This is a genomic window from Microcoleus sp. N9_B4 (genome assembly GCF_036701635.1).
Lineage (GTDB): Bacteria > Cyanobacteriota > Cyanobacteriia > Cyanobacteriales > Microcoleaceae > Microcoleus.
The window spans coordinates 115,457-140,574 of the sequence record NZ_JAUBRC010000012.1; the positions used below are offsets into that span (position 1 = coordinate 115,457).

Here is a 25,118-nt window from a genome sequence, read left to right on the forward strand (position 1 = left end):
TTGATCGATCGCTATTTTGTTTCAGGTAGGGGCGATCGATAATTTATATTTCAGCAAAATGTTTTTGCAGTAAATCGTGAATAAATCGATAGCGCCGATCGCCAGTTTTTTGCAGCAGCAGGCGATCGGTCGCAGCATCGAGAAAACGCCTGTAATCCCAAGGAATGTAGCCGTTCGACCACAGCACCAGGTGCAATATAAAACTTTCAACCCCCGGAATTCCCGGCAAAAAAGCACTAATTACCGCAGCAACAGCACCCGCAATTATTCCCCAAATCGACCCGGAGATTAGGCTGGCAATTAATCCCAAAATCACCCACATCAGCCCGCCAAGCAGCTTGACTCCAAACTGATACTTGCGCCGTTCCTCGCCTGTTTGCAGCCAGCTAGACGGTATGCGATCGAGGTAAAATTCTTGAATTCCTTGCTGTTCCATCCTTCTGGCCAACCATCCCAGCCAGTGGCGAATTTGTTCCGGCCGCAGTTCCTTACCTCTGGGATACTGCTTGACTTGCCCGGTCATTTGGTGGCGAATATAGGCAGTTAAGAGATATTTGCGCTGTTCTTCTGCGGAAGTTATGCGCTTCCAAGCTTCAATTAAAATATCGTCGTAAGCCAAAGCCATCATGCTCAAAAGCAAGGGAACTTTTGCCAATTTCAACAATTCCGGCTCATGCTCAATGCTGTACCAAAGTTCGCGGCTTCTGGCTTCTAGCAAATAATTTTGGATTTTAGTTTCTGTTAAAGGTTTCAATAAAACCGCTGCTTGCAGGCGAAATCTAGTGGAGCAGTTTTTGTAAGCTTCAAAACTGCTGCAAGCTACTAAATGTTTGGGTTTAAATTCGCTTTCAACAAAGTGATTGATTGCTTGAATGCAGATATTTTGGCGGTGGGTTTCTACTTCGTCCAAGCCGTCGAGGAGAGGCAGCAATTTTTGTTCGGCAAGCCATTTTTTGCCGACAGCAGGAGAGATGCCGTATTTGAAGTGAAGTTGAGCAATTAACCAATCGGCGATCGCCCCGGATTCTGCTTTCCATGATCCGAGTTCAAACAGCACTGGTACTGGCAAACTAGCATCTTTTTGGGCGCGGGAAATTAACACGCGAGCTAATTCTAGCAGCGTCGTAGTTTTGCCTGCACCCGTGGCTCCCAAAATTACCAATTTGCCGCCGGCGCGATCGAACACTTTAGCAACGCTTGCTGTGGGAGGAAGCCGAAAACTCGGACGGTTCCCCGCTTTCACTTCCACATCCCAACAGCGGTTAACACCAACAGGCGGCGAGTCTTGACTGAGGTTAGCCAGCACAGCCGCGTGCAATGACTGCGATCGCCCTGCTTGGACTTCCTGCTTCACCTCCTCCAACAATCGATCGCGAGGCGGTTGTAATCTCAGAGGAATCAATTTTGACATTTTATGTACCTCGCGCTGAACGCTTACCTTCGCAAATTTGCGCGCAAATACCCCAGAGCAAGATTACCATCAGTATAGGCGTCCAGTATATATTCACTCAAATTATTGCGGCAATTATGGATCTGAAATTTTATCTAAAAATCCTGACCCTGTGGGCCGCACTAGGTATTTCCACTATAAATTAACTGGCGATCGCCCCAACTCCCAAACAAAAATTATTAGTATAGATACAGAGAGGGTTTTTTATGTCATTTACGAAGGCTCAAATCATCACAGTAAGCTTAGCAGGAGTGGCAACAGCGGTGGGAGTGGCTGTTGCCACTATACAGTCGGGTGCGATGAAACAATCCAATCCTCCCATCGCTGAATCACCGGCATCCACCAGAAACCAGATTGCAGGGCCGACGAACAACCCTGAATCTCGGCAACCAGAACATCTGCAAGCACAAACCCAGGCGGTAGAATCTCCGAAACCCCAACCGGCACAAACACCAGCACTTCAATCCTCCCTAGTTGCAGGAGTCTCTGGGCAAAAAGTTGAGCCAGTAGTTGTCACACCGCCAAATTCGGGTTGCAAAATCACCCAAGCTGTAGTCAGCGATCCGAATCCACCGCTAAATGTGCGATCGATCCCGCAAGTAAGGGGCAGCAACATAGTAGGAAAACTTAAAAATAATACCTTTGTTTCAGTCGCCGAAGAACAAAACGGTTGGCTGCGAATTACCGATCCGCCCGGTTGGATTGCCAAAAACCGCACCGAAAGCAGTTGTTCTAACGTCACCCAGCAGATTAATTTTCGGCCGGGAGGAGATGAGGCAATTGTTAAAGGTCGAATTATCGGCGGCGGCAGCCACTCTTACCGGATTCGCGCCCGAAAAGGTCAAACAATGACTGTTAGGAATCGGAAAGATGTTTTCCCGCAAATTATAACTCCTCGTGGCAAACTTTTAGCAGGAAATCCTTATGAAGGCAATGAAACAGAGTGGACTGGAAAAGTGCCAGTAACAGGCAATTACACATTACAATTAGACTCAAATTTCCGGGGATACGAATACGAATTTTCGGTTCAATTGCGATAATTTTCCTGACATCGGTGGGATACAGCAGTGCCGTCTTCCTACCCGGATCTGCGACTTTTAATCAATAGTATAATTAAGGAATCGCCCCAAGGGATATATCAAGAATTGCAAATTTCTGCCAATCTTCCGAATCAAAGTGCCACCATTCTGTTGTGATACCGATAAATCCGTGTTTTTTCATCGCCTCCTTAAGCACTTGACGATTTTTCCGAGATTCGGCGCTGCCGCCTTGATAATCTCCGTGAGCTTTTTCGGTAAAATCATCGTAAGGTGTGGGCATTTCTAATTCTTTGCCAGTGCGATCGACTAAAGTCAAATCAATAGCAGCACCGCGATTGTGCCGCGAACCCCTAGCAGGATTAGCAACATAGCGCGGATCTGGCCAAGCTTGCCACATTTGCTTAGTGACAGAGAAAGGCCTGTAGCAATCGTAAACTTTCAAACCCAATCCGATTTTTTCCAAATCTGTTTGAACTAGCCCTAACTTTTGAGCAACAGAACTTCTTAAGGCGCATTTCGATATAGGGTAAAGTTTTCGTTTCAAAAAATTGTTAGTAGTGGCGTATCGGATATCGAGACGAATGTTGGGATTTACAGTGCGGATGTCAACCAGTCGCGCCCCACTGGGAAGTTGACTCATGAAAATACTTTCAGGTACTACAGGGTTTGGTTCTGGTTGGGTAATTTGCACTTGTGGCGGCTCCTGGGCGCGGACAAATGTTGTATGGTGCAGACCGATCGCACATAGCAACACTAGCATAAATGCGATTAAGTATTTTCCAAAACGATTAAATTTCATAGCTGTTGGGATTGTGAGTGTTAAAAAGTAGATTGAGGTGGTTGTTCTATGCTATAACCAATATTATGTAGTAACCGTGACAGCAAGGGGAGCTATGAAAACTGCAATTTCACTTCCAGATTTAGTTTTTGAAGAAGCCGAGGCTTTGGCTAGTCAGTTAGGGTTATCACGCAGTGAGCTTTATACAAAAGCATTGCAGGCGTATCTGCGGCGACACAACCGCGATCGAATTTTGAGCCAACTAAATCAAGTCTATTCTGAAGAGTCCTCTGAACTAGATCCTGTCTTGGCAAAGATGCAATTTATGTCCTTACCCCATGAGGATTGGTAATGTATCGCGGAGAAATTTGGTGGGCAAACTTACCCTCTCCAGTTGCTTCAGAACCTGGATATCGTCGTCCCGTCTTAATTGTTCAGGATGATACTTTTACTCAAAGTCGTATTAGCACTGTAATCGTCGTCATCATTACTTCTAATCTGCGGTTAGCGGAAGCACCAGGTAATGTCTCGTTACCGAGTAAAGCCACAGGTTTACCCAAGGACTCTGTGGCTAATATTTCTCAGCTTTTTACTGTGGACAAAACGTTTTTAATTGAGTGCCTTGGCACAATACCACAGGATTTACAGGAAGAAATAGATGAAGGATTACGATCCATCTTGTATCTTTAGTAGGAAATTCAAAAAATTTTTAAATTCCCAAGCGCTGATACACTAAATCTAAGTGCCTCAATTGATACTGCGGATCGAAACAATCATCAATTTCTTTGGTTGTCATCTTAGCTGTTACCCGATCGTCCTTAGCAATTAAATTGTAGAAATTGCCGCCCGGTTTGTTCCAAGCTTCGTGAGCACAAGATTGCACAATTTTGTAGGCGTCTTCGCGACTCGTGCCTTTTTCTACTAAAGCTAACATCACGCGCTGGCTGAAGATGACTCCGCCGTAAAGGTTCATGTTTTGTTTCATGTTTTCGGGATAGACTAGCAGGTGTTTTACTAAGTCTGTGGTTTCTACTAACATGAAGTGGGTGACAGTGGAACTATCGGGCAAAATCATCCGTTCTACGGAACTGTGAGAGATGTCTCTTTCGTGCCAAAGCGCTACGTTTTCTAAGGCTGCGACGGCGTTGGCGCGGACGATTCTGGCCATCCCTGTGAGTCTTTCCGATCGAATCGGGTTGCGTTTGTGGGGCATGGCGGATGAGCCTTTTTGCCCTTTGGAAAAGAATTCTTCGACTTCGAGAACGTCGGTGCGTTGCAGGTTGCGGATTTCTACTGCAAAACGCTCGATCGATGCTGCTAACAGTGCTAAGGTTTGGACGTATTCGGCGTGTCGATCGCGCGAAATGACTTGAGTCGATGCGGTATCCGGTTCGAGTCCGAGGTTTTGACAGGCGATCGCTTCAATTCGCGGATCGATATTAGCATAGGTTCCGACTGCACCGGAGATTTTGCCGACTGCAATGGACGATCGCAAATTGACTAATCTGGCGCGGTTGCGAAAGACTTCTGCCAGCCATCCTGCTAGTTTAAAGCCAAAGGTGATGGGTTCGGCGTGAATTCCGTGCGATCGGCCAACCATCACGGTATTGCGATGCTGTTGAGCCTGATAGCGAATAGCTTGACTCAATTCTTCGACACGTTCTAACAAGATATTGACGCTAGCGACTAATTGCAGCGCCAAAGCAGTATCAAGCACATCGGAACTGGTTAAGCCGAGGTGAATGTAGCGGCCGGCATCGCCTACATATTCGTTGACATTTGTCAAGAAGGCGATCATGTCGTGGCGGACTTCGGCTTCAATTTCGAGGACTCGTTTGGGGTCAAAATTAGCCTTAGCTTTGATTTCTTCGACTGCGGCGGCGGGGATGTAGCCGAGTTCGGCTTGAGCTTCGCAGACAGCGATTTCTACTTGCAGCCAGCTTTTGAGTTTGGCGGTTTCAGTCCAGATGTTGCCCATTTCGGGCAAAGTGTAGCGCTCTATCACGGTGGGAGTTGGGGAATGCGATCGTCCTATTGTACCTCTGCGAGGGGATGCAAGAGCCAATGGACTTACACATTGGCCCAGAAACCGGGTTTTTTACGATAATACTTCTTTGTAGCCCGCAGATTTGGTAAAAACCCGGTTTCTGATTCTGAATGCGATATTCTTTACTGATCGCCGATTATAAGTTAAAGCTTATTCAACCGATCGCTCTACCATAATCTTTGTACTGGGTAGCTGTCGAATACAGCATCAATACTTAAGACAGGCATTTGAGTCACAACGGCTTGAGCAATTAAGAGTCTATCGAATGGATCGCGATGAGCATTTGGCAATGTGTCTAATGCAAAAATATGAGCTAGCTCGATCGGCAAAATTTGCAATCCATTGACTTGCTGCTGGCGTTCTATCAATTCAGTTAAGGACACGTTCAGTGTTAACTTCCCAAGCTGAAGCTTAATTTGCATTTCCCAAATACTAACCAAGCTCGTAAACAAAGTATGAGTTGGATCGGTGATAATATTCGTCGCTTGTTGCGATAAGTTTTGGGGAGAGATCGCTAGCCAAATCAAGACGTGCGTATCCAGCAAAATATTCATGCTTCACCCAACCAAAACGCATCAGGAAGTGGCTCGTTAAAATCCTCACTCATCCAGCCCATCCCTTGATGCAGACCCAAAACTCGTTGTTGCGGAGGAGGAGGTGCAGCTTCAACTGAAGTGTTTTCGGGGATCGATCGCATCTGTCGTTCCAGCAAAAACTCTGCAAAAGTTAACAAAAGCTGCTGATTTTCCGGGAGTAAGTGCTGTAACTTACCTAGCAAATCTTCCAAAACTTCGATCGTTTGAGAAGTCATCTTTTTCCCCTCAATGTTGGCGATAGTGTCATTATCCGTTATTTTTTGGCGATCGATGCTCATCTTGAAACAAAAGCACCATTGATTTCAACACTTGCTACGGGCCGAAAACCAGCTTGCAATAAACCTTTTTCTAGTTTTTTACTGCTTTTTATCTGATGTTACCCATTTCGGGCAGAGTGTAGCGCCCTATCGCGGTGGTCGTTGGGGAGTGCGATCGCCCTATTGTACATCTGCGAGGCATCGGTCTTGAGTCGGGATGGGGAATTTCGGGCGATCGAACTTTCCAGATATGTGACACATCGTCCGTAGACCGATCGTCCGCAGAGACTGAAAATTGGCAGATGAGTCGATCGAAACAGAAGATTTTGCGTGCTTTAGGTCATCTCGTAAGGCAACACAGGACAGCATTGGGAATTTCGCAAGAAGAACTCGGATTGCGGGCTAATTTAGACCGCACCTACATATCTGGAGTCGAACGTGGAGTCAGAAATCCCTCTATCACGGCAATTGCAAGTCTAGCTAGCGGCTTAGGTTTGACAGTTTCCAATCTTCTGGACAATCTAGAAATTGAAGCGGAAAATATAGAGTGAGCAATCAAGATTTAGCAAGCACAATTAAAGCTCAATTAAAACAAGACTCAACCCAATTGAGAGTTTTAAATCTTTTATCAGACCAACAATGGCATTGTCGAGAGTGCGAAGGCAAACAGATAGCATCAGCTCAATATGCCGGAGGTGGTGGAATTCAGGGATTGCAGCGCGGAACAAGGAAGCGCCCCGGTCTGGTTATTGTAACAGAAAAGAGATACTGTCAAACTTGTCAGGCAACACGTTTGGGCGATTTGTGGACAGGAGAAATTAAATCAGCAAATTCTGCTGCTAACATACCCGCTTCTCTGGTAAAAAGAATTCTCGAAGTTTACTTTTATACAGATGTAATCGAACAGAGAAAACGAGCAGCTCATGAGTTAGTAATTGACCATAGATTCCCAATGGAGCGTTGGGGAGATAATGAGCCACCACACCTGGCATCTATGAGCGAATCTGAAATCAAGGCAAAGTTTCAGTTGCTCAAAAAAGATGCTTCAGGCAATCACAATCTTCTAAAATCTCGAAGTTGCGAACGCTGCATCAAAACAGGGAAAAGAGGTACACCTTTCGGAATCAAGTTTTGGTATGAAAGAGGCGAAGACTGGCCTTCCATACATCAGCGCGGCGCTGAAGCTGAGGAAGGCTGCACAGGATGCGGCTGGTATGATTTTGAAACTTGGCGAAATGCTCTCAATCAAAAACTAGCTGAATCTGTTCGGGAGGTTTAACAGTAACTAAGCTAGGTTTGTTAAGCGCAATATCAGTCAAGTATGGAATAAGTGCAAAGCCGATACACTCTGCTAAGCGAGGCGGCACGGCATTTCCAATTTGCCACATAGCCTTTTTCATCGAACCTTCAAAAATAAATGAATCCGGGAAACTTTGCAATCTAGCCATTTCGCGAGCGGAAATAACGCGGTTGAGATAAGGGTGAATATGAGTGCCACCGTGATTTTCTTTAACAGTCATACTCGGTTTGCCCGGATACTGTCGCTTGAAAGCATCGGCGTAGCTTTCATACAAAGAACCGCCTGGTGGAACTTTAGCAAGTCTTTCCATGTACTCAACAGAATGACGAGTCCATTCGTGGTTAATTTCGGGTATGGGAGTATACTCGGGTAAATCATCAATTGCTGACTCAATCGCTTTGTATTGTTCGGGCAACAATTGCGGCTTCGGATAGGGATTTTTCATCCCGAATCTATTGGCAATAAAAATAGCTCGCGGGCGGATTTGCGGGACTCCATAGGCGGCTGATTCCAGAACAGCAACGGACATATTGGGATAGCCAATTTCCTCAAAAGCCTCGCAAATGGCTGGCTTAACAGATCCTTTTTGTATAGTCAATATTCCCGGTACATTTTCCATGACAACATACCAAGGACGTATTTCAGAGACTACGCGGACAAACTCTCTAAATAAGCGATTTCGAGGGTCGTTGGGGTCGCGTTTTCCTGCAACTGAGAAGCCTTGACACGGCGGCCCGCCTACAACAACATGAACTTCTGGCGAACCAATTTCAGCGAGCCACTTTTGGGGATTTAAGTTTTTTATATCGTCGCACAAGTGATGGCAATCGGGAAAGTTTTTTGTATGAGTTGCCGAGGCGATGGGATTAATTTCAACGCTTGCTACTGGTCGAAAACCTGCTTGGAATAAACCTTGGGTCATGCCGCCAGCACCGCAAAAAAGATCGACAAATGTATAGTCTGATTTTGGCAGTGACTGAGATTCAACATCAATGAATATCTTGTACGGATCGCAGTCATTTGCTTCTAGTTCGCGTTGGATGCGTTCGTAACGCCCTAATTTTGCTTTCTTCTGCTTTTTGGCAGGAATTGGTTCTTCCTCTTTTGAGAATAAAGACAGTTGTATTGCTTCCATTTTATATTTTTTTACTGCGTTCTATCTGATGTTGCCCACTTGGGGCAGGGTGTAGGGATCGATCGCCCTTGGAGTCGGAAAGTGCGATCGTCTCACATATTGCACCATTCTCGCTTAACAGGCCCGACGACCTGTTCCACAAAGAGTGAATTTTATTGTGGGGTGAACCCCAGAACCCGCCCCTAAAAGGCTTATTGAGAATGCGACAAGATGTGAGTTGTAACTGAGATGTTGCACCATTCTCAAGAACAGGCAAGATGCCTGTTCCACAAGAGATGAATTTTATTGTGGAACAGGCATCTTGCCTGTTCCTAAAAAGCTTATTGAGAATGCGACAAGATGTGAGTTGTCAGGCAGTATTCTCCTAAAAACCAGGTTTCTGAGTCCCAGCGCCTCGATTTTCAGCTTTTAGAGAGATGTAAAAACTCGCCCGATCGCTACACTATTAACTAGGAACTCAGCAATTTTGGAGAAGAGGTGAATTGAAATTCGTTTCCGACCCGCAAATAACAGTCAAAATCCGCAAAATGAAAGAGCGGGTGCGGTGGCAAGAACAGTCGATCGTCGATCGGGGAATCGACCAAACTCGGATGGTTTTGGAATCTCCAACCACAGACTCTCCAGAGTTTTCGTTTTTAGTCGTAGGCGACAGCGGCACGGGCAATCACCGCGGCCACAATCCCCAGCGGCAAGTGGCCGAACTGATGGTCTCGGAGCGCGAAACTTGCCGTTTCGTCCTCCACACGGGCGATGTAGTTTATCTCGTAGGTTCCAGCGAATATTACTTGCAAAACTTTATTCGCCCCTACCGAGAATTTATAGTCGGCGGCGAGCATCCCTCTCGGATTGCCTACGATCGCATGGTGTTTAATTTTCCGTTTTTGCCCGTACCGGGAAACCACGACTATTACGACTTGCCGATAGTCTACGGCCTTCTCTCAGCGACAGCTTTACCGCTGCGGCGGCTGTTGGGTTCCAAGTTGGATCTCGATGTCGGCTGGCACGGTTCCGATCGCGGAAATACCTACGCCAAAGCCTTTCTCGACTACCTCAAAGCTCACAAAATGCCGGGAGAACTCGATCGCCACCTAGACGCCCACTACACCGCCAGCACCAGCACAGGCCGCTGCATCCGCTACCAACCCGGACGCTTTACCCGCTTACCCAACCGCTACTACACCTTCCGCAGCGGCGGCATCGACTTCTTCGCCCTCGACTCCAACACCTTCAACGAACCATTGCCGATCCCGAAAACCAAACAGGGCGACATTCGCCGCCAGAATTTGGAACTCGATCGCCAGAAGTTGGAACAAGAAAAATTGGCAATGATCGAAATGTGCGATCGGCTCAACCCCGAAATTCCCGAGGAAGCCGAACAGCTAGACGACTTGGGCGCCAAATTAGAGCAAGTTGACGAAATGTTGATGGATATTGACAAACAACTGTCGTCCCACAAAACAGCCGCCACGGACGTTGAACAGCTCGAATGGCTGAAAAAAAGACTGATTGCGTCTTGGGCTGATTCCGATGTGCGGGGGCGGGTAATTTACCTGCACCATCCCCCCTACGTGACCGAGGCGACAAAGTGGAATCAAGCTCAAACTTTGGCGGTTCGGTGGCGATTGCGCGAGGTGCTCGACGGGGTTGCCGATGCAGTTGGGGAAGTGGCGCGGGGTCGTCCGCTAGTAGATTTGGTGCTGACTGGCCACGCTCACTGTTTGGAATACCTGCGGACTGGGAATACCGGACACGGTGACTCTGGGATTAATTGGCTTGTCTGCGGGGGAAGCGGTCACAGTCTCCGCCGCCAGCGCCCGGAAGGGCCGATGTTGGAGGAAGTATTGAGTCCAGAAGCTTATCGGCGGGCGCGGCAGTCTGGTTCCAAAACAGCCAGCCGGCGGGTAGCGGAATCTTTGCTATTTGTCGGCCGCAGCGGTCAAGGTTCCCACAAACGTCGTCCTTATTCGTGTTTGCGGATTGATGTTCTCGATGGGTGTCCCCCCAAGTTCCACATCCGACCTTTGGTTGTCGAACGATTTGAGGGGAAATGGCAGGATATCTCGATCGAACCTTTTGTGATTTAACTTTCGTTTTTCTGTAAGTCTCCATCCTTCTTAAAAAGGTGGACTTTGACCGATTCCGGTTCCCGCTTTTTTAAGGCTACGGGGATCGAGAGCCGAATGCTCGCACAAAATACTTGTATTAACTTAATTCAGGACAAAAATTCCATGATTGCTAATTTAACCGCCACCGGCTGGGAAATTATTTACCACCGCGCCCACGCTTTACTCGCGGCCCAACTTGGCGGACAGTGGAAGCGCTCGAAATCTCCGCTTCGCCTCTACGAAACCATAGCCGCTATTTCGCATCACGACGATTTGGAGAAAGAATGGGAAGAAAATATTTTGACTGAAGCGGGCGCGCCCTTTGATTTTACCTTGCAGACGGAAACTTCTCTGCCTAAAATTAAAGCCATGACGGAGAATTCCCTATATCGCGGTAGGTGGGTAGCCATGCTGATTTCTATGCACATGAGCTATCTCAATGAAGGAAAGCGGGGAGAGTCGAAGGAACTCGACGAGTTTTTGGACGAGCAACTGGCAAATCAAAAAAAATGGCGCAAAGAGTTGCAAGTTTCCGAGGAAGATGCTAAGGCAGCTTATGCTTTTTTCCAGTGGTGCGATCGGCTATCATTAATTCTTTGCAGTCGCGAGTTACCCGCCGGAGAACGAGCTTTAGAAATTGCTGTCGGCCCGGACGGCAAGCGCTACGATATTGTACAGCACAGCAACGAACTCGTGACAGTAACTCCTTGGCCTTTTGAAGAAGATAAGTTTACTGTGAACGTCGAAGCGTGCCTTTTGGATAAAGTCAAGTTCGACAGCAACAAGGAAATCAAGGAAGCCTTGCATAAAGCTCGCCGCGAAGTCTTAGAGTGGACTTTTGTCAAGTCTTAACTAAACCTTTGAAAAATAGGTGAAGGTTGTTGTCGGAGTTTAGCGGGCATGGCATTTGTGTAAACTTAAGGTTAAAACCATGTCTCATATTATGTCGGGTCGATTACCCCTAATACGGTAGGGGCGGGTTCACGAAAAATATCTGCCAATAATTGACAATCTCAAAAACCCGCCCTGTTAATCGCGGTCACTCGATCGGACATGATATCAATCAGCGTTATAGTTGAGTCTTGATCCCCCTTAACTCCCCTTAATAAGGGGGGGATAAGAACAGCCAAAATGGGTCTTGTTAAGGGGGATGCGATGGCGATCGAAACTTGGATAGAAACGAAAAAAATCGAGGGTTTGAGTTCCGCCATTATCCATTACCTATTACCTATTACCAACTATGAAACGTTCAGCTTGCCTAATTTTCAATCCCGTCGCCGGCAACAGCGACCCCGACCAAGACTTAGCTAGAATTCAGGAACTTTTAGAGCCTTTTATTGACTTAGACATTCGGCTGACAACCCCAGAATTAGACGCCGATCAAATCGCCCACGAAGCAGTTGCTAGGGGAGTTGAGGCAATTATTGCTTCCGGGGGCGACGGCACATTATCAGCAGTTGCTGGGGCGATTGTCAGCACAAATATTCCTTTAGGAATTATTTCGCGGGGAACTGCTAATGCTTTTGCGAATGCTTTAGACCTTCCAAATACAATTGAAGCCGCCTGCGCCACTATTTTGGGAGGGTTGACGCGGGTGGTGGATGCGGCAATTTGCAACGGTAAAATGCCGATGGTTTTGTTAGCTGGAGTGGGTTTTGAGGCGGAAACTGTCGAACTAGCCGATCGCGAAATGAAGAATCGCTGGGGAATGCTGGCGTACATTCTGTCAGGAATTCAACAGTTAAACAATTTAGAAAGATTTGAAGCCGAAATCGAAACCGAAGATAAAATTATCACCCTTACTGCTGTGGCTGTGACAGTAGCGAATGCAGCGCCGCCTACTTCCATTTTAGCTCAAGGCCCGGCGGGGATTGTTTTTGATGACGGCTTGCTGGACGTGACACTGGTGGCGCCTCAGAATAAAGCTGGGGCGATCGCAGCTTCTTATCACCTATTGCAAACAGCTTTGAGCGGAAATGCTACGGATCGGGACGACATCGGTTATTTGCGGGCAAAAAAAATAAAAATTACTACCGATCCGCCTCAAAAAGTGGTTTTAGACGGGGAAATTATCGGCATGACTCCGGTTTCTCTTGAGTGCGTTCCGGGAGGTTTAACTATTTTTGTACCGCGAGTTGAAGAAGAACCAGTGGTGGAAAAACTCACCGGTTTAGCAGACATCGAAGTTACCTTGAAACCCGTAACTTAAAATTTTTAGCGATACAAACAAAAAGAAAGACCGCCCGGGCGGTCTTTCTTTTTTAGGCGTCTAAAATTTGGCGAATGCGGCGCTCCAAACGTTCGAGATCGAGTCCGCCTTCATCGCGGCTGATCCGGCGCACGGTGACGTTAACATTGCTCAAATCCGCCAGCAAATCTTGGAGGATTTCTTGTTGCTGCCGAGCTTGAGTTATTTCGCGCGGTTCCTGCACCAAATCGCGAATAATTGTATCTTCGGCGCGCGAAGCAACGATGGGGTCTGCTTCGCCGTCTACGTGCACGAAAGTGCGCCGACCTGGCCCCCGTTCTTCTTCAATTGGTATTACTGCAGTTACTCGATCGGAGCGTACATATTTGCCAAATCCTAGGTGGACTAAGACAGAAGATTGTATTTTCATAGATAGCAACTTTTATTTGTTAGTTATCTATATTTTAACTTTACAAACTCTGAGATGACAACTAATATCATAGCTATTTGTACTACAATATGTGTCGGTATTTTCTGTGTTTTATAGTTGTCAATTTTTCTAAAAAGTGCTAAGTTAATTAACTGGATATAACTTACCAACGGTGGGTCAGAAACCGGGTTTTTTACGAAAATACGCGCTCCGACCAGCAGATTCGGTAAAAACCCGGTTTCTTTGGTCGGAGCGCGTAAATCCTGTTACCATAATAAAAATAGAGCAGTTTGCGATCGCCCGCAGCGCATTTCAGGGACACAGCCTACCGATTCTAGATTTGAGCATTACTTCCACGGAAAAACAGGAAAGCCTAAATCATGCTAATTAGTCTCGACTTAGTTATCAGTCTCCTGACGACAATTCCCTTCTGCACCATCAAAGACAAGTTTCAGCGCAACGAAACAGTTATCAAATTATTAAAAAGATTCAACCTCGACCCCGATGCACCGCCAGCCGATTTTAGCGGAGTTTATGTTTATACTTTAGTAGAATACGGCGCTGGAAAACCCAAACAGATTTTAGAACTATTTCGCCAAAAAGAGATTGAATCAGCATTTCGCAAAGCTTTCGAGTCCGATAGCCCAGCCATTTTAATTCAAGCAGGCGATGAATATCTGAATGAGAGTGCTTTAGGCAAAGAAATCCGAGATTTAGGCATTGACCCCCGACGAGAATTCATGGCATTTGCCGCCGTGTTTATGGAAGTAGCAAAGCGGACGCGGACGCTGGGAGATGTGATGGTGGGAAATGCGATCGCCTCTTTGCAAAAACGGCTATCTATGGTAATGGATCGCATCGAACGCCTCCCCACTATCGAAGGAATTCGCACCGAATTTGCGCGCTTAGAAGCCGAAGATTATCCGGCACTTCCCGCCGCAGCATCAACTAATATTCAAAAGTCTCAAGTTTTTATTTTATCACAACAAGTTCGCGGGTGGTTTGAAACCTTAAGTTATAAGTTTGAGCCACATCAAATCTCGGAGGATAACTATTTTGAATGGATTATCAATGTCCCCGTCAGACGCAATCGGTACGATCGCATTTTAGTGCGCGGAATAGCCGGAGAAGCCGGACTCAGGGATATCTCAGCCCTGCGCGAGTCGGTAGAAAAACAGCGCACCGATGAAGGCTGGTTAGTCACCGCCCGCCGCATCAGTCGCGCCGCGCGGGATGAGGTAGAGAAAGACGAAAATCGTAATTTAGCTTGCTATACGTTTGATGAATTACTCGACCAAGATGCCGATTTTACCGCTTATCTGGATTGGCTAGAAACAGAAATTACTAGCCGAGAAATTGATACCAAATATGTGCCGCTAGCTTGTACGAAAGAAGAAATTGACCCCGATACTCACCGCAAGATAGGCGTGAGTCATTATGACGGGCGAGATGGCTGGATCGAAGGTTATATTGACCTGTGGTTGAATGACCCCGTAAAAGAACATATTTCAGTTTTAGGAGAATTTGGAACGGGGAAAACTTGGTTTGCGATGCACTATGCTTGGATGGCACTGCAACGCTACCGAGATGCTCAAAAGCGCGGCTTAGAACGTCCGCGTTTGCCGTTAGTAATTCCTTTGCGAGATTACGCCAAAGCAGTTAGCGTCGAGTCGCTATTTTCCGAGTTTTTCTTTCGGAAGCACGAGATACCTTTGGCGGGTTATTCTGCCTTTGAACAACTCAATCGCATGGGCAAATTTCTGCTGATTTTCGATGGTTTTGATGAAATGGCCGCTAAGTGCGATCGGCAAGAAACCATCAACAACTTCTGGGAACTAGCAAAAGCCGTCGTTCCCGGCGCAAAAGTCATTCTCACTTGCCGTACCGAACACTTTCCTGAAGGCAAGGAAGGACGGGCATTGTTCAATGCAGAACTGCAAGCGTCAACAACCATTTTAACAGGCGAACTTCCCCAATTTGAAGTATTAGAATTAGAGAAATTTAACGACGAGCAAATTCGGCAAACGCTGTCATTTCAAACAGAAGCGGCTACTGTCGAAAAAGTGATGGGAAACCCGCAGTTATTGGATTTAGCGCGCCGCCCGGTGATGACCGAGTTAATTTTGGAAGCATTGCCCGATATTGAAGCTGGAAAACCAGTGGATATGTCGCGGATCTATCTGTATGCGGTGCGGCGGAAGATAGAGAGAGATATCACAGCCGAACGCACTTTTACTTCCCTAGCAGATAAGCTTTACTTTTTGTGCGAATTGTCTTGGGAAATGCTGTCAACCAACCAAATGAGTCTGAATTATCGCGGTTTTCCCGATCGCATTCGCGGCCTGTTTGGTTCCGTCGTGCAAGAGGAAAAAGACTTAGACCACTGGCACTATGACATGATGGGTCAGACAATGCTAATCCGCAATGCAGATGGGGATTATACTCCAGCCCACCGTTCGTTATTAGAGTTTTTTGTCGCTTATAAATTTGCAGCGGAATTGGGAGTTTTGGCCGCAGATTTTACCGAATTAGTCGCCCCTGAACAGTCTTGTGTCAATCCTGATGCAGCGCCTCAATCGTACACCTGGTCTAATTATTGTCAGATTCAGGCCCAGAAGAGAAATAATGGTGAGCTTATTGCGCCTTTGAAAGGATTTGCGGCGGAAGATTTAGGACAACTCCGTCAGAGTTTCGGACACGCACCGGTGACAAAAGCAGTGATGGATTTGTTGTTACCAATGCTAGGGGCTGTACCCTCGTGCCGGCCCTGCCTCGATGTAGGGGCTGCTACGGAGGAATTATTGGAAATTCTGGAAGCAACGCGGGGAAAAACTGAAAGTGAGGTAGGTTATGTGGGAGGGAATGCGGCGACGCTGTTGGTGAAAATCGATCGAACTGCGTTAGAAGCAAAAGACCTTTCTCGTGCAGTTATTTTAGGTGCTGATTTCACAAATGCGACGCTGCGCCACGTCAATTTGGCTGAAGCGAATTTGGCGAATTCTGCTTTTACTAACATCTTCGGCAGCGTTCGATCGGTAATATTTAGTCCAGATGGCAAACTGTTAGCTACAGGTGATAGTGATGGCGTAGTTCGCTTGTGTGAAGCTAGCAGCGGAATAGAAATATTGACCTGTAAAGGACATACCAACGCCGTGGAGTCTGTCGCCTTCAGTCCAGACGGCGAGATACTTGCTAGCGGGAGTTATGACAAAACAATCAAGTTATGGGATATCAATACTGGTGAATGTTTAAAAGTGTTGCAGGGACATACGGAATCAGTAATGTCTGTTACCTTCAATCCTGATGGAAATATACTTGCTAGTGGGAGTTTCGATCGCACGATAAGGTTATGGGATATCCGCACGGGTGAATGCCTCAAAATTTTGCAAGACCATACTAAAGTTGTATTGTCAGTTGCTTTCCATCCTGCTGGTAAAATACTTGCCAGTGGCAGCGGCGACAGAACTGTGAGGCTATGGAATATCGGTACTGGTGAAGGTCTCAAAACTTTGCAAGGTCATACTAAAAACGTGTTTTCAGTTGCTTTCGATTCTGCTGGTGAAATACTTGCTAGTGGAAGCGCCGACAAAACAGTGAGGCTGTGGAATATCGGTAGCGCTGAATGTCTCAAAACTTTGGAGGGACATTTCGATCAAGTACGGTCAGTAGCCTTCAGTCCTTCGGGCGAAATACTCGCAAGTGGAAGTTACGATCAAACAGCGAAACTGTGGGATATCCGCACTGGTGAATGCTTGAATACTTTGCAAGGGCATAGCAATACAGTAGAGTCAGTGGCTTTCCATCCTGCTGGTGAAATACTTGTTAGCGGTAGTTACGACCAAACGCTGAGGCTGTGGGCCATCGACAGCGGTGAATGCTTGAATACGCTGCAAGGGCATAGCAATCAAGTAAGGTCCGTAGCCTTTAGTCCAAACGGTGAAATTCTTGCCAGCGGCGATGACGAACAAACAGTCAGGCTGTGGGATGTTAACACTGGTGAATGCCTCCAAATCTTGCAGGGTCATCTCGATCGGGTACATTTAGTTGCCTTCCATCCAAACGGTGAAATACTTGCTAGCGGAAGTTATGACCAAACGGTGAGGCTGTGGGATATCCGCAGTGGTGAATGCCTCAATATTTTGCCAGAGAGTGGAAAAAAAGTACGGTCGATCGCCTTTAGTTCTTCGGGTGAAATACTTGCCAGTGGTAGTAGTTATAACCAAACGGTGAGGCTGTGGGATATCCGCAGTGGTGAATACCTCAAAACCTGGCAAGGGAATAACAGTTCATTATACTCGGTTGCCTTCAGTCCTTTGGCCGAGATATTTGCCAGTACAGGTTATGACGGAACGGTGAGGCTGTGGGATATCCATACTGGTGAATGCCTCCAAATGTTGCAGGGGCATACGGGTTGGGCACGCGCGATCGCCTTTAGCCCTAACGGTGAAATACTTGCCAGTGGAAGTGTCGATCAAACAGTAAGACTATGGGATATCAACAGCGGTGAATGCCTCAAGATTTTTCACGGGCATACTGATTGGATACGTTCAGTGGCCTTTAGTTATTCGGGTGAGTTAGTTGCTAGTGGAAGTGTCGATCAAACGGTAAGATTATGGAATATTCGTACAGGTGAATGTCTAAAAATATTGCAATGTCATACCAGTAGAATTAACTCATTTGCCTTAAATTATGATGGTAAATTGGTTGCTACTTGCAGTCGCGATGGCACAATTATGATTTGGGAGATTGAGACCGGTGAGTGCCTCAAAATACTCAAAAGTGACCGACCTTATGAACACATGAATATCAAGGGTGTTACGGGTTTAACGGAAGCTGTAAAAGCCACGCTTAAAGCTTTAGGGGCTGTTGAAAATTGATCGTCGCAAAGGAGAAACTATGCAGTCAGCAATACGGATTACAACATTGATATTACCCATAATTAGGACACGGCAGTGCCGTGGCCCTACAATTAATCGGGCGAGGGTTACATTTCTCATCGAGGAAAATCGATGATTTTGGGGTAGGGAAACGGCATTGCCGTGTCCTCCGTTACTAGAGTTATCCCGAACAGAACTTACGCACGGGTGGTCAGAAACCGGGTTTTTTACGAGAATACTTCGTTGAGGCCAGCAGAAACGGCTAAAAACCCGGTTTCTAACGTAGCCTACTGACTAAACTGTTGAGCGTAGTAGCCAGCATAGCGAGATCCCTTTTCCAGCAACTCCTCGTGCGTCCCAGATTCCACAATTCTGCCTTTTTCCAAAACTAAAATACGATCGGCTCTCCGCACAGTGGCCAAGCGGTGAGCGATAATAAACACAGTGCGATCGCGCATCAATCTTTCCAGCGCTTCTTGCACTAAACCTTCGGATTCCGAATCCAGCGCCGATGTAGCTTCATCCAAAATCAATATTCTGGGATCGAGCAAAACTGCACGGGCGATCGCAATTCTTTGTTTCTGTCCACCAGATAAGTTTACACCCCTTTCTCCCACCCAAGTTTGATAACCGTCAGGAAACTCACTAATAAATTGATGAGCGTTAGCAATCTCCGCAGCTTTTTGCACATCTTTCAGTTCATAATAAGATTGACCGAAAGCGATATTTTGAGCAATTGTACCGGAAAATAAAATCGTTTCTTGCGGTACAATTCCGATTTGCCTCCGCAGAGTATTTAAGGTGACATCTTGAATATCAATACCGTCAATTAAAATCTGTCCCGCTTGCGGATCGTAAAATCTGGGTAACAAGTTTACTAAAGTAGTTTTACCCGCACCGGATGCGCCCACGAGGGCAATCATTTCTCCGGGAAGCACCAACAAACTCATGTTTTGTAAAATCGGTGTCTCTGAGTTATAGGCAAAATTAATATTGCGGTATTCGACTTTTCCGGTAACGTGGGGCAGTTCAATTGCACCCGATTTTTCGACTACAGCGGGTTGAATTGCTAATAGTTCAAAAATGCGATCGCTAGAAGCTTCTCCCTGCTTAAAATCCCCGTAATTAGCAGTTGTGATAGCAATGGGGTCAATTAAAAGTGCCACCCCTGCGATATAACTTATAAATTGAGTACCTGTGAGATTTCCTTGAGAAATTTGCCAACCTCCCAGGAAAAAGAGCAAAATCACGCTCATCGCTTCCAGAAAGCCAACTACAACGAACTGAAGTGCTTTTATTCTTTCTGACAAATACTTAGCGCGGCGGTTTTGTTCTGCTTCTTCTGCAAAGCGCGCAATTTCGTAGTCTTCAGCCACAAATGCTTTGATTAAACGAATGCCACTGAATACTTCTGTCAGCAAAGCGGATAAATCAGAGATGCGATTTTGACTTTGCCGCGAGTAACTTAGCAGTCTTTCACCAAACCAGCCAATTAAAATAGCCATCAGCGGTGCAATAATTAATGCACCTAGAGTTAATTGCCAGTTGAGATAAATCATATATCCCAGGACGGCAATTAGCTGCAAAACACAAGGAATAAACTGATGAAAAAATTTATTTACGACTTCGCCAATGCGGTCAATATCTTCGGTGAGGCGGTAGGATAAGTCTCCGGTTTTGGCAGTTTCAAAGTAGCCGAGATTGAGTTTTTGCAGGTGGGAGTAGACTTTTTTGCGGATTTCTAAAGCAATAGTCAAAGCTGCTTTTGCCATCAGCGTATCTTGACCGTACTGGGCTGTACCGCGAATTAGAAATATAATGGCGCTGAGTGCAGCAATTTGAGCGAACCCTTGTAAATCTCCTTTACCTATAAATTTTGCTGTTTCGCCAACCAGCCACGCTATAATTGGCCAAAATATGGTAAATACTACGGTACAAGCTAATGCTTTACCGATGGTTTGTTTTTGGGGACGGAGGTAGGGTAAGATTTGCCAGTATGTCGATCGAGTTTTCAAGATATTTTGCCCTCGCAAATTCTGTTTTTGGGAATCTCTGCAAGAATATTCAAACTTCGATACCCCCTAACCCCCCTTAATAAGGGGGGACAAGATTATTATTCAAAGTCCCCCTTTTGAAGGGGGATTTAGGGGGATCTCTGCGTAAGTCATAGAGATATCTGAGCCAGAATATGATAACAGCGATCGGACAAATCTCAACAATCATTCTTCACCAAAAGCATCCGGGATACAAAGCCCCCGGATTAATCCGTGGGTTAATTGTCCAATTCTTCAATCTTAGATCTAAAATCTAAAATCTAAAATCATTCCTGACCGTCGGCATGAGTCGCTAGTACCTTAGCCCCCGCCACAACTTCGCCCCGAAAGGCGGCTGACTGTCCGGGTGCAAGAGTAACTGGTTCAGCGTAGATAAATCCGTTGTCAATTAAATTGCCTGACTCGTCCAACACTTCATAATTGACTTTGACATTCTTGATTATTTTGCAGCCTTGATTAAGCACTTGACCGATGAAAAAGTTGCCGTCATAATTGGTCGCCGTAATTGACACTTTCGCAGCCATGTTGGAACCGGGAATGCAAGTTTGAGAAGTTCCCGAAGCTGGCTGTTTTTCGCACAATTTTCCTAAGTCTACTGTTTTGCCGTCGGGGGTTTTCATGTAGCAAAACGGCTCGTCAACTGGTGAATTTTGAGCAATTGTATTTGTAGAGTCTGCCAGCAAAGGGCGAGCTGATATCGGCGAGATTAGCAAACTTGATAAAGCTACTGTTAAAGGTAAACAAATCATGTTTTTTCGGCTTTTTCTGAAATAAATTGTACAATATAATGCAGCTAAAATTTAGCAATAGTCCGGACAGTTTTTATATGACCCAATGGCTTATTATGTAGGACTTCGCAGCCCCTGTGGATAATTAAATCAATGTCAGCTCCACCCCTGACTTACATTTAATTCGACTTTTTTACGATCCTCCTTGCCCCGCGTAAGCTTGTAGTATCGTTCCAAAAACTGTCCGGAGTATTGAAGTGTATAACAATGGCGATGCTAAAGAAATTTACGCAGAACTAGAACTGCTTTCTCCACTACATCTTTTCAAACAGGGCGATCGCTATCAGTATACTGTGCGTTGGAGTCTTCATCAACTGCTTTCAAGTGATGTCAATGCTATGGCAACACGCGACGCTTTTGAAAAACTCCTAAAAGGGAAGTGATGGACGGGTACGGTCAAAAGTTACTCTGTTCTACCCGATCGCAGGCCTGGAATTTTGAGGCGGGTACGGTAAAGACCATTACTTGCAGTTCGGCAATTGCATTTTTCAAGTAAACTCCGCGAGATCGGGGCTGTAATCTTTAGCCGATATCAGATGCCAATTGGTATTACCAACTAGCCTTAAGACCTGCTCGTGATACTGTACCAAAGTCGGACGATGACCGACACTGATAAAAGCAGTTCCTGTTTCTTTGAGCAACTGATAGAGCCGTCTCTCGTTAGCCACATCCAATGCACTCGTTGATTCATCCAAAATAGAGTAGCGAGGTTTAGTCAGCAGTAGGCGTGCAAATGCTAACCGTTGTTGTTCTCCTAGTGACAAAACATCAGCCCATTCCAATTCCACATCAAATCCACCTACCCGTTCTGGCAAATGGGAAAGATTGACTTGTGCGAGTATTTCGTGCAGTTGTTCATCAGTAACTTGACCGCTGGTGTTGGGATATAGCAATTGGCTGCGTAAGTCCCCTAGCAGCATATAAGGCCGTTGGGGCAAAAACAGCGTTTCCTCCGGTTTAGGACGGACAATGCAACCCGTACCCGCATTCCACAATCCTGCGATCGCTCGCATTAACGAACTCTTGCCAGCGCCAGAAGGTCCAACAATCAAGACGCTTTCACCGTGCCCCACCTTGAAAGATAAATCTCTAACTAAGATTCGCTCATAGTTAGGCGTCTCTAAGGTAACCCGTTCGAGGGCTAGATAGTGCTGTTCCACAACATCAATCGTTGCCATGCCGGCTCGAGGTGCTGCCATTTGCTCGGACAGAACCTGATCAAATGTTCCTAAACGATTAATCTGAGTGGTAAAGTTAGTTAGCATATCAAAATTCTCGGCAATAAACCCCAGGGCACTTAAAATAGACACAAACGCTCCAGAAGCTTGCGTTATCTGCCCAAAATCTATCTCACCCGCAAAGTATCGAGGAGCTAAAAAAACTATAGGTAAATTTGTAAATATCATCCCGGTTCCTAGGGTAAAGAAACCCAGGTTACGCTGCAAGACAATCAGGTTATTAAAATTATTCAATACTTCATTAAATCGCTGTGATACTCCACTAAACTCACGCTCTTCACCTCGGTAAAATGCAATGGATTCACTATGGTCTCGAAGATGAACCAAACTATAGCGAAAATTTGCTTCTCGTTGTAACTGATTGAACTTTAATCTACTTAATCTCTTACCTATAAAGATAGTGAAAACAGTTCTAAAAGCAGCCAGTATCAATACAACTAAAGTCAGTGCCTTGTCAATTGTAAAGAGAACGCCGAGAAAAGAAATTATTGTGACAACTTGGTTGAATAATAATCCCCAAATATCAATATTTTGCTTAACAAACAAATTAACGTCTTCAGCTAAACGCTGATCGGGATTATCAACCTTATCATTGAACTTAATTTTGTAGAAACCTTGATTGCTAAAATATTTCTTCAGTAAGTGATTCGTTAGCCACTTTCGCCAGTAGAGTTGCAGTACATTTTGCGAATAGAAGAAGAAAACCATAATGGGCGTGAATATGGCAAACAGACCCAATAGCATCAGCCACATCTTATAGAAGTCTGAAACATTCTTTCCCGTGACTGCATTCATCAAGTCCCGCATAATATAGCTCTGGACTATGCCCACAGCATTGAAACCTAGCATTAATAACATTACGAGGGCGAACAACCCCCTAGCTCCCCATTTTTCTCTGGAAAAGAAGTAGGGGTTTGCGATCGACCAAAACTGCTTTACCGACTGCTTCAATTGATTCATATTTTCTTCTGGTTAAAAAAAATTGTGCTTTGGTGGAAACTACCTGTAGCGGATGGGGCAATTCTCATCGTTCATGTCCATCAGCGACACCTGATATGGGTGATGCTCCCGTGGTACTTCCCTAATGATGCTCGGATCACTTCAGGATTTCTATCTTAAGGTAGATGACACATCTTAAACATCAGTAATTTTACTGAGTTAACGGAACTTACCCCGCACACGGGGTAAGTTCCGTCTGAAACCATTGCGAGGTGAGACTTGCCCGGAGCCTCCAAGTCTTTTACATAACTACAATCTCTTACAACCCTTATGTGGCTGGGTTTTTGCTTAAATTCATCAGAGAACAATACTCTCGCCCTAAATATTGAGAAAATCTTAAATACATGACTACGGTTTGTCGGCAGTCAAGTCGCTAAAACCGAGACGGGAAAAAGAATACAGCCCCCATAACTACCCCCGCAGGGGGTAAGTTCCGATTTAACTCCTCGCTCCTGTTGTCCCCCGCTATAACTGTACCCAGTTTAGCGGTGGGATGAAAGGCAGGGAGATTGTAGGTACGGAAATCTCCAAATCTTTATCGATGTCGCTGTTTTACTGGAATGTGTATAATACAGTAAGGAGGTAATGAGATGCTGCATACTGCCATCAAGGTTCGACTTGATCCAACATTAGAGCAACAAGCCCTACTGTCTCAGCACTTTGGCTGTGCCAGATGGTGGTGGAACTATGCTCTAAACAAGTCAATTGAGACTTACAAAGAAACGGGTAAAAGCCTTGGTCAGTCAGCACTCAATGCCTTTTTACCCAAACTCAAGAAAGCCGAAGAAACACTTTGGTTGTCTGAATGCTATAGCCAAGTTTTGCAAGCAACAACGCTCAACCTCACAACTGCCTATAAAAACTTTTTTGCAGGTCGTGCTAGGTTCCCGCGCTACAAGTCAAAGCATGATAAGCAATCGATTCAGTATCCTCAAAATGTCAAGGTACTTGATGGGTTTGTTCAGTTTCCGGGCAAGGTCGGCAAAGTTAAAGCCAAGTTGCACAGGAACATAGAAGGAACAATCAAAACCGTAACGGTTAGCTTAGATCCTTCTGGGAAATACTTTGCCTCAATATTGACGGAGAGTGAAGGCGACAATCCAACTGTTTCAACGGCAGGCAAAGTAATTGGAATTGACTTGGGATTGACTCACTTTGCTATTACGAGCAATGGCTGCAAAGTCTCCAAGTATGATCGCCCCAAGCATCTAGCCAAACACGAGAAAAACCTCAAACGCAAGCAACAAAAGCTAGCTAAAAAACAGAAAGGAAGTAATTCAAGGAACAACGCCAAAAAGACTGTAGCTAAAGTGTACGAACGGGTAACTAAATCCCGTCAGGATTTTCTACATAAGCTTTCGAGAAAGCTCGTCAATGAAAACCAAGTTGTCGTAGTAGAGAATCTTAATGTCAAAGGCATGGTATGCAATCACAATTTAGCTAAAGCCATATCTGATGCGGGATGGGGAATATTTGTCAATTTCCTAGCTTACAAGCTAGAGAAAAAAGGTGGTAAGTTGGTTGAAATTGACCGTTGGTTCCCCAGCTCCAAGCTCTGCTCTAATTGCTATTACCAGATTGATAAGCTACCGCTTGATATTAGGAAGTGGACTTGTCCTAATTGCGGTACTCGTCATGACCGTGATGGTAATGCTGCAATAAACATTAGAGCGGAAGGCATCAGGAGACTACAGACGGATGGAACAGCCGTTTTTGCTAACGGAGGGGAAGTAAGACCAAAGATTGGACGCAAGTCTGTTCTGAGGCATTCCTCCGTGATGTTAGAAGCCGACACTATAATCGTTTCGATTTAGTGTGGGTAGTTCACAATCAGTA

General features: G+C 45.7%; 21 protein-coding genes. 11 read left to right on the forward strand and 10 right to left on the reverse strand.

Annotated elements, in window-relative coordinates:
- Window positions 1-43 precede the first annotated feature (43 nt).
- The gene (locus QUA43_RS10825; RefSeq protein ID WP_333373741.1) at window positions 44-1,411 is read right to left on the reverse strand and encodes an NACHT domain-containing protein; all 1,368 of its coding nucleotides are present in this window, start codon (window positions 1,409-1,411) and stop codon (window positions 44-46) included.
- Window positions 1,412-1,656: 245 nt separating this feature from the next.
- On the opposite strand from QUA43_RS10825, the gene QUA43_RS10830 reads away from it, so the two are divergent.
- Entirely contained in the window at window positions 1,657-2,490 is an 834-nt protein-coding gene (locus QUA43_RS10830) for an SH3 domain-containing protein (RefSeq protein ID WP_333373742.1), read from the forward strand.
- A gap of 73 nt (window positions 2,491-2,563) precedes the next feature.
- Here QUA43_RS10830 and QUA43_RS10835 read toward each other — a convergent pair whose 3' ends face one another.
- Window positions 2,564-3,289 carry a M15 family metallopeptidase gene (locus QUA43_RS10835; RefSeq protein ID WP_333373745.1) on the reverse strand — a complete coding sequence of 242 codons (726 nt, stop codon included), beginning with the start codon at window positions 3,287-3,289 and terminating at the stop codon, window positions 2,564-2,566.
- A gap of 94 nt (window positions 3,290-3,383) precedes the next feature.
- On the opposite strand from QUA43_RS10835, the gene QUA43_RS10840 reads away from it, so the two are divergent.
- Together QUA43_RS10840 and QUA43_RS10845 are read left to right on the forward strand one after the other, a co-directional pair.
- The gene (locus tag QUA43_RS10840; RefSeq protein WP_333373747.1) at window positions 3,384-3,620 is read left to right on the forward strand and encodes a hypothetical protein; all 237 of its coding nucleotides are present in this window, start codon (window positions 3,384-3,386) and stop codon (window positions 3,618-3,620) included.
- Window positions 3,620-3,958, forward strand: a complete 339-nt coding sequence (locus tag QUA43_RS10845) for a type II toxin-antitoxin system PemK/MazF family toxin (protein ID WP_333373750.1) — start codon at window positions 3,620-3,622, stop codon at window positions 3,956-3,958. Before QUA43_RS10840 ends, QUA43_RS10845 begins: the two co-directional genes overlap by 1 nt.
- 19 nt (window positions 3,959-3,977) lie before the next feature.
- Here QUA43_RS10845 and purB read toward each other — a convergent pair whose 3' ends face one another.
- The 3 genes from purB to QUA43_RS10860 form a co-directional block, all read right to left on the reverse strand.
- Window positions 3,978-5,273 carry an adenylosuccinate lyase gene (gene purB, locus QUA43_RS10850; protein WP_333039418.1) on the reverse strand — a complete coding sequence of 432 codons (1,296 nt, stop codon included), beginning with the start codon at window positions 5,271-5,273 and terminating at the stop codon, window positions 3,978-3,980.
- 209 nt (window positions 5,274-5,482) lie between these two features.
- Entirely contained in the window at window positions 5,483-5,869 is a 387-nt protein-coding gene (locus QUA43_RS10855) for a type II toxin-antitoxin system VapC family toxin (RefSeq protein ID WP_333373753.1), read from the reverse strand.
- Window positions 5,866-6,126, reverse strand: a complete 261-nt coding sequence (locus QUA43_RS10860; protein ID WP_333373756.1) for a DUF2281 domain-containing protein — start codon at window positions 6,124-6,126, stop codon at window positions 5,866-5,868. Before QUA43_RS10860 ends, QUA43_RS10855 begins: the two co-directional genes overlap by 4 nt.
- Before the next feature lie 344 nt (window positions 6,127-6,470).
- Here QUA43_RS10860 and QUA43_RS10865 point away from each other — a divergent pair, with 344 nt between their 5' ends.
- Both QUA43_RS10865 and QUA43_RS10870 read left to right on the forward strand, forming a co-directional pair.
- Window positions 6,471-6,719 carry a helix-turn-helix domain-containing protein gene (locus QUA43_RS10865; protein WP_333373807.1) on the forward strand — a complete coding sequence of 83 codons (249 nt, stop codon included), beginning with the start codon at window positions 6,471-6,473 and terminating at the stop codon, window positions 6,717-6,719.
- Window positions 6,716-7,447, forward strand: a complete 732-nt coding sequence (locus QUA43_RS10870) for a restriction endonuclease (protein WP_333373759.1) — start codon at window positions 6,716-6,718, stop codon at window positions 7,445-7,447. The genes QUA43_RS10865 and QUA43_RS10870 overlap by 4 nt, the downstream gene beginning before the upstream one ends.
- On the opposite strand, the gene QUA43_RS10875 is transcribed toward QUA43_RS10870, so the two are convergent.
- Complete coding sequence (locus tag QUA43_RS10875; protein ID WP_333373761.1) at window positions 7,410-8,603, reverse strand: DNA cytosine methyltransferase; 1,194 nt, start codon at window positions 8,601-8,603, stop codon at window positions 7,410-7,412. The two genes, QUA43_RS10870 and QUA43_RS10875, sit on opposite strands and share 38 nt — an antisense overlap.
- A 482-nt stretch (window positions 8,604-9,085) precedes the next feature.
- Between QUA43_RS10875 and QUA43_RS10880 the strand changes: the two genes are divergently transcribed.
- The 3 genes from QUA43_RS10880 (at window position 9,086) to QUA43_RS10890 (ending at window position 12,917) form a co-directional block, all read left to right on the forward strand.
- Window positions 9,086-10,687 (forward strand): metallophosphoesterase, encoded by a 1,602-nt coding sequence (locus QUA43_RS10880; protein ID WP_333373763.1) that lies wholly within the window; start codon window positions 9,086-9,088, stop codon window positions 10,685-10,687.
- Between the two features lie 96 nt (window positions 10,688-10,783).
- Window positions 10,784-11,560 (forward strand): DUF3891 family protein, encoded by a 777-nt coding sequence (locus QUA43_RS10885; RefSeq protein ID WP_333373765.1) that lies wholly within the window; start codon window positions 10,784-10,786, stop codon window positions 11,558-11,560.
- 388 nt (window positions 11,561-11,948) lie between these two features.
- Window positions 11,949-12,917 (forward strand): YegS/Rv2252/BmrU family lipid kinase, encoded by a 969-nt coding sequence (locus QUA43_RS10890; protein ID WP_333373767.1) that lies wholly within the window; start codon window positions 11,949-11,951, stop codon window positions 12,915-12,917.
- Between the two features lie 52 nt (window positions 12,918-12,969).
- On the opposite strand, the gene QUA43_RS10895 is transcribed toward QUA43_RS10890, so the two are convergent.
- Window positions 12,970-13,326 (reverse strand): hypothetical protein, encoded by a 357-nt coding sequence (locus QUA43_RS10895; protein WP_333083356.1) that lies wholly within the window; start codon window positions 13,324-13,326, stop codon window positions 12,970-12,972.
- 380 nt (window positions 13,327-13,706) lie between these two features.
- Here QUA43_RS10895 and QUA43_RS10900 point away from each other — a divergent pair, with 380 nt between their 5' ends.
- Entirely contained in the window at window positions 13,707-18,203 is a 4,497-nt protein-coding gene (locus QUA43_RS10900) for a WD40 domain-containing protein (RefSeq protein WP_333373770.1), read from the forward strand.
- A 287-nt stretch (window positions 18,204-18,490) separates the two neighbouring features.
- Here the strand turns inward: QUA43_RS10900 and QUA43_RS10905 are convergent, their stop codons facing one another.
- Together QUA43_RS10905 and QUA43_RS10910 are read right to left on the reverse strand one after the other, a co-directional pair.
- Window positions 18,491-20,218: an ABC transporter ATP-binding protein gene (locus QUA43_RS10905; protein ID WP_333373773.1), complete on the reverse strand. Its 1,728-nt coding sequence runs from the start codon at window positions 20,216-20,218 to the stop codon at window positions 18,491-18,493.
- A 305-nt stretch (window positions 20,219-20,523) separates the two neighbouring features.
- Window positions 20,524-21,006 carry an FxLYD domain-containing protein gene (locus QUA43_RS10910; RefSeq protein ID WP_333373776.1) on the reverse strand — a complete coding sequence of 161 codons (483 nt, stop codon included), beginning with the start codon at window positions 21,004-21,006 and terminating at the stop codon, window positions 20,524-20,526.
- Window positions 21,007-21,242: 236 nt separating this feature from the next.
- Here QUA43_RS10910 and QUA43_RS10915 point away from each other — a divergent pair, with 236 nt between their 5' ends.
- Window positions 21,243-21,428, forward strand: a complete 186-nt coding sequence (locus QUA43_RS10915) for a hypothetical protein (protein WP_333373779.1) — start codon at window positions 21,243-21,245, stop codon at window positions 21,426-21,428.
- A gap of 105 nt (window positions 21,429-21,533) precedes the next feature.
- Here the strand turns inward: QUA43_RS10915 and QUA43_RS10920 are convergent, their stop codons facing one another.
- The gene (locus QUA43_RS10920; RefSeq protein WP_333373782.1) at window positions 21,534-23,243 is read right to left on the reverse strand and encodes an ABC transporter ATP-binding protein/permease; all 1,710 of its coding nucleotides are present in this window, start codon (window positions 23,241-23,243) and stop codon (window positions 21,534-21,536) included.
- 629 nt (window positions 23,244-23,872) lie between these two features.
- Here QUA43_RS10920 and QUA43_RS10925 point away from each other — a divergent pair.
- Window positions 23,873-25,096 (forward strand): RNA-guided endonuclease TnpB family protein, encoded by a 1,224-nt coding sequence (locus QUA43_RS10925; RefSeq protein WP_333373784.1) that lies wholly within the window; start codon window positions 23,873-23,875, stop codon window positions 25,094-25,096.
- The last annotated feature ends 22 nt before the right edge of the window (window positions 25,097-25,118 follow it).

What these genes read in the sequence shown, in the direction of transcription:
- QUA43_RS10825 (WP_333373741.1), bottom strand. Translation starts at nt 1,411, where the DNA reads ATGTCAAAATTGATTCCTCTGAGATTACAACCGCCTCGCGATCGATTG.
- QUA43_RS10830 (WP_333373742.1), top strand. Translation starts at nt 1,657, where the DNA reads ATGTCATTTACGAAGGCTCAAATCATCACAGTAAGCTTAGCAGGAGTG.
- QUA43_RS10835 (WP_333373745.1), bottom strand. Translation starts at nt 3,289, where the DNA reads ATGAAATTTAATCGTTTTGGAAAATACTTAATCGCATTTATGCTAGTG.
- QUA43_RS10840 (WP_333373747.1), top strand. Translation starts at nt 3,384, where the DNA reads ATGAAAACTGCAATTTCACTTCCAGATTTAGTTTTTGAAGAAGCCGAG.
- QUA43_RS10845 (WP_333373750.1), top strand. Translation starts at nt 3,620, where the DNA reads ATGTATCGCGGAGAAATTTGGTGGGCAAACTTACCCTCTCCAGTTGCT.
- QUA43_RS10855 (WP_333373753.1), bottom strand. Translation starts at nt 5,869, where the DNA reads ATGAATATTTTGCTGGATACGCACGTCTTGATTTGGCTAGCGATCTCT.
- QUA43_RS10860 (WP_333373756.1), bottom strand. Translation starts at nt 6,126, where the DNA reads ATGACTTCTCAAACGATCGAAGTTTTGGAAGATTTGCTAGGTAAGTTA.
- QUA43_RS10865 (WP_333373807.1), top strand. Translation starts at nt 6,471, where the DNA reads ATGAGTCGATCGAAACAGAAGATTTTGCGTGCTTTAGGTCATCTCGTA.
- QUA43_RS10875 (WP_333373761.1), bottom strand. Translation starts at nt 8,603, where the DNA reads ATGGAAGCAATACAACTGTCTTTATTCTCAAAAGAGGAAGAACCAATT.
- QUA43_RS10885 (WP_333373765.1), top strand. Translation starts at nt 10,784, where the DNA reads ATGCTCGCACAAAATACTTGTATTAACTTAATTCAGGACAAAAATTCC.
- QUA43_RS10890 (WP_333373767.1), top strand. Translation starts at nt 11,949, where the DNA reads ATGAAACGTTCAGCTTGCCTAATTTTCAATCCCGTCGCCGGCAACAGC.
- QUA43_RS10895 (WP_333083356.1), bottom strand. Translation starts at nt 13,326, where the DNA reads ATGAAAATACAATCTTCTGTCTTAGTCCACCTAGGATTTGGCAAATAT.
- QUA43_RS10900 (WP_333373770.1), top strand. Translation starts at nt 13,707, where the DNA reads ATGCTAATTAGTCTCGACTTAGTTATCAGTCTCCTGACGACAATTCCC.
- QUA43_RS10910 (WP_333373776.1), bottom strand. Translation starts at nt 21,006, where the DNA reads ATGATTTGTTTACCTTTAACAGTAGCTTTATCAAGTTTGCTAATCTCG.
- QUA43_RS10920 (WP_333373782.1), bottom strand. Translation starts at nt 23,243, where the DNA reads ATGAATCAATTGAAGCAGTCGGTAAAGCAGTTTTGGTCGATCGCAAAC.
- QUA43_RS10925 (WP_333373784.1), top strand. Translation starts at nt 23,873, where the DNA reads ATGCTGCATACTGCCATCAAGGTTCGACTTGATCCAACATTAGAGCAA.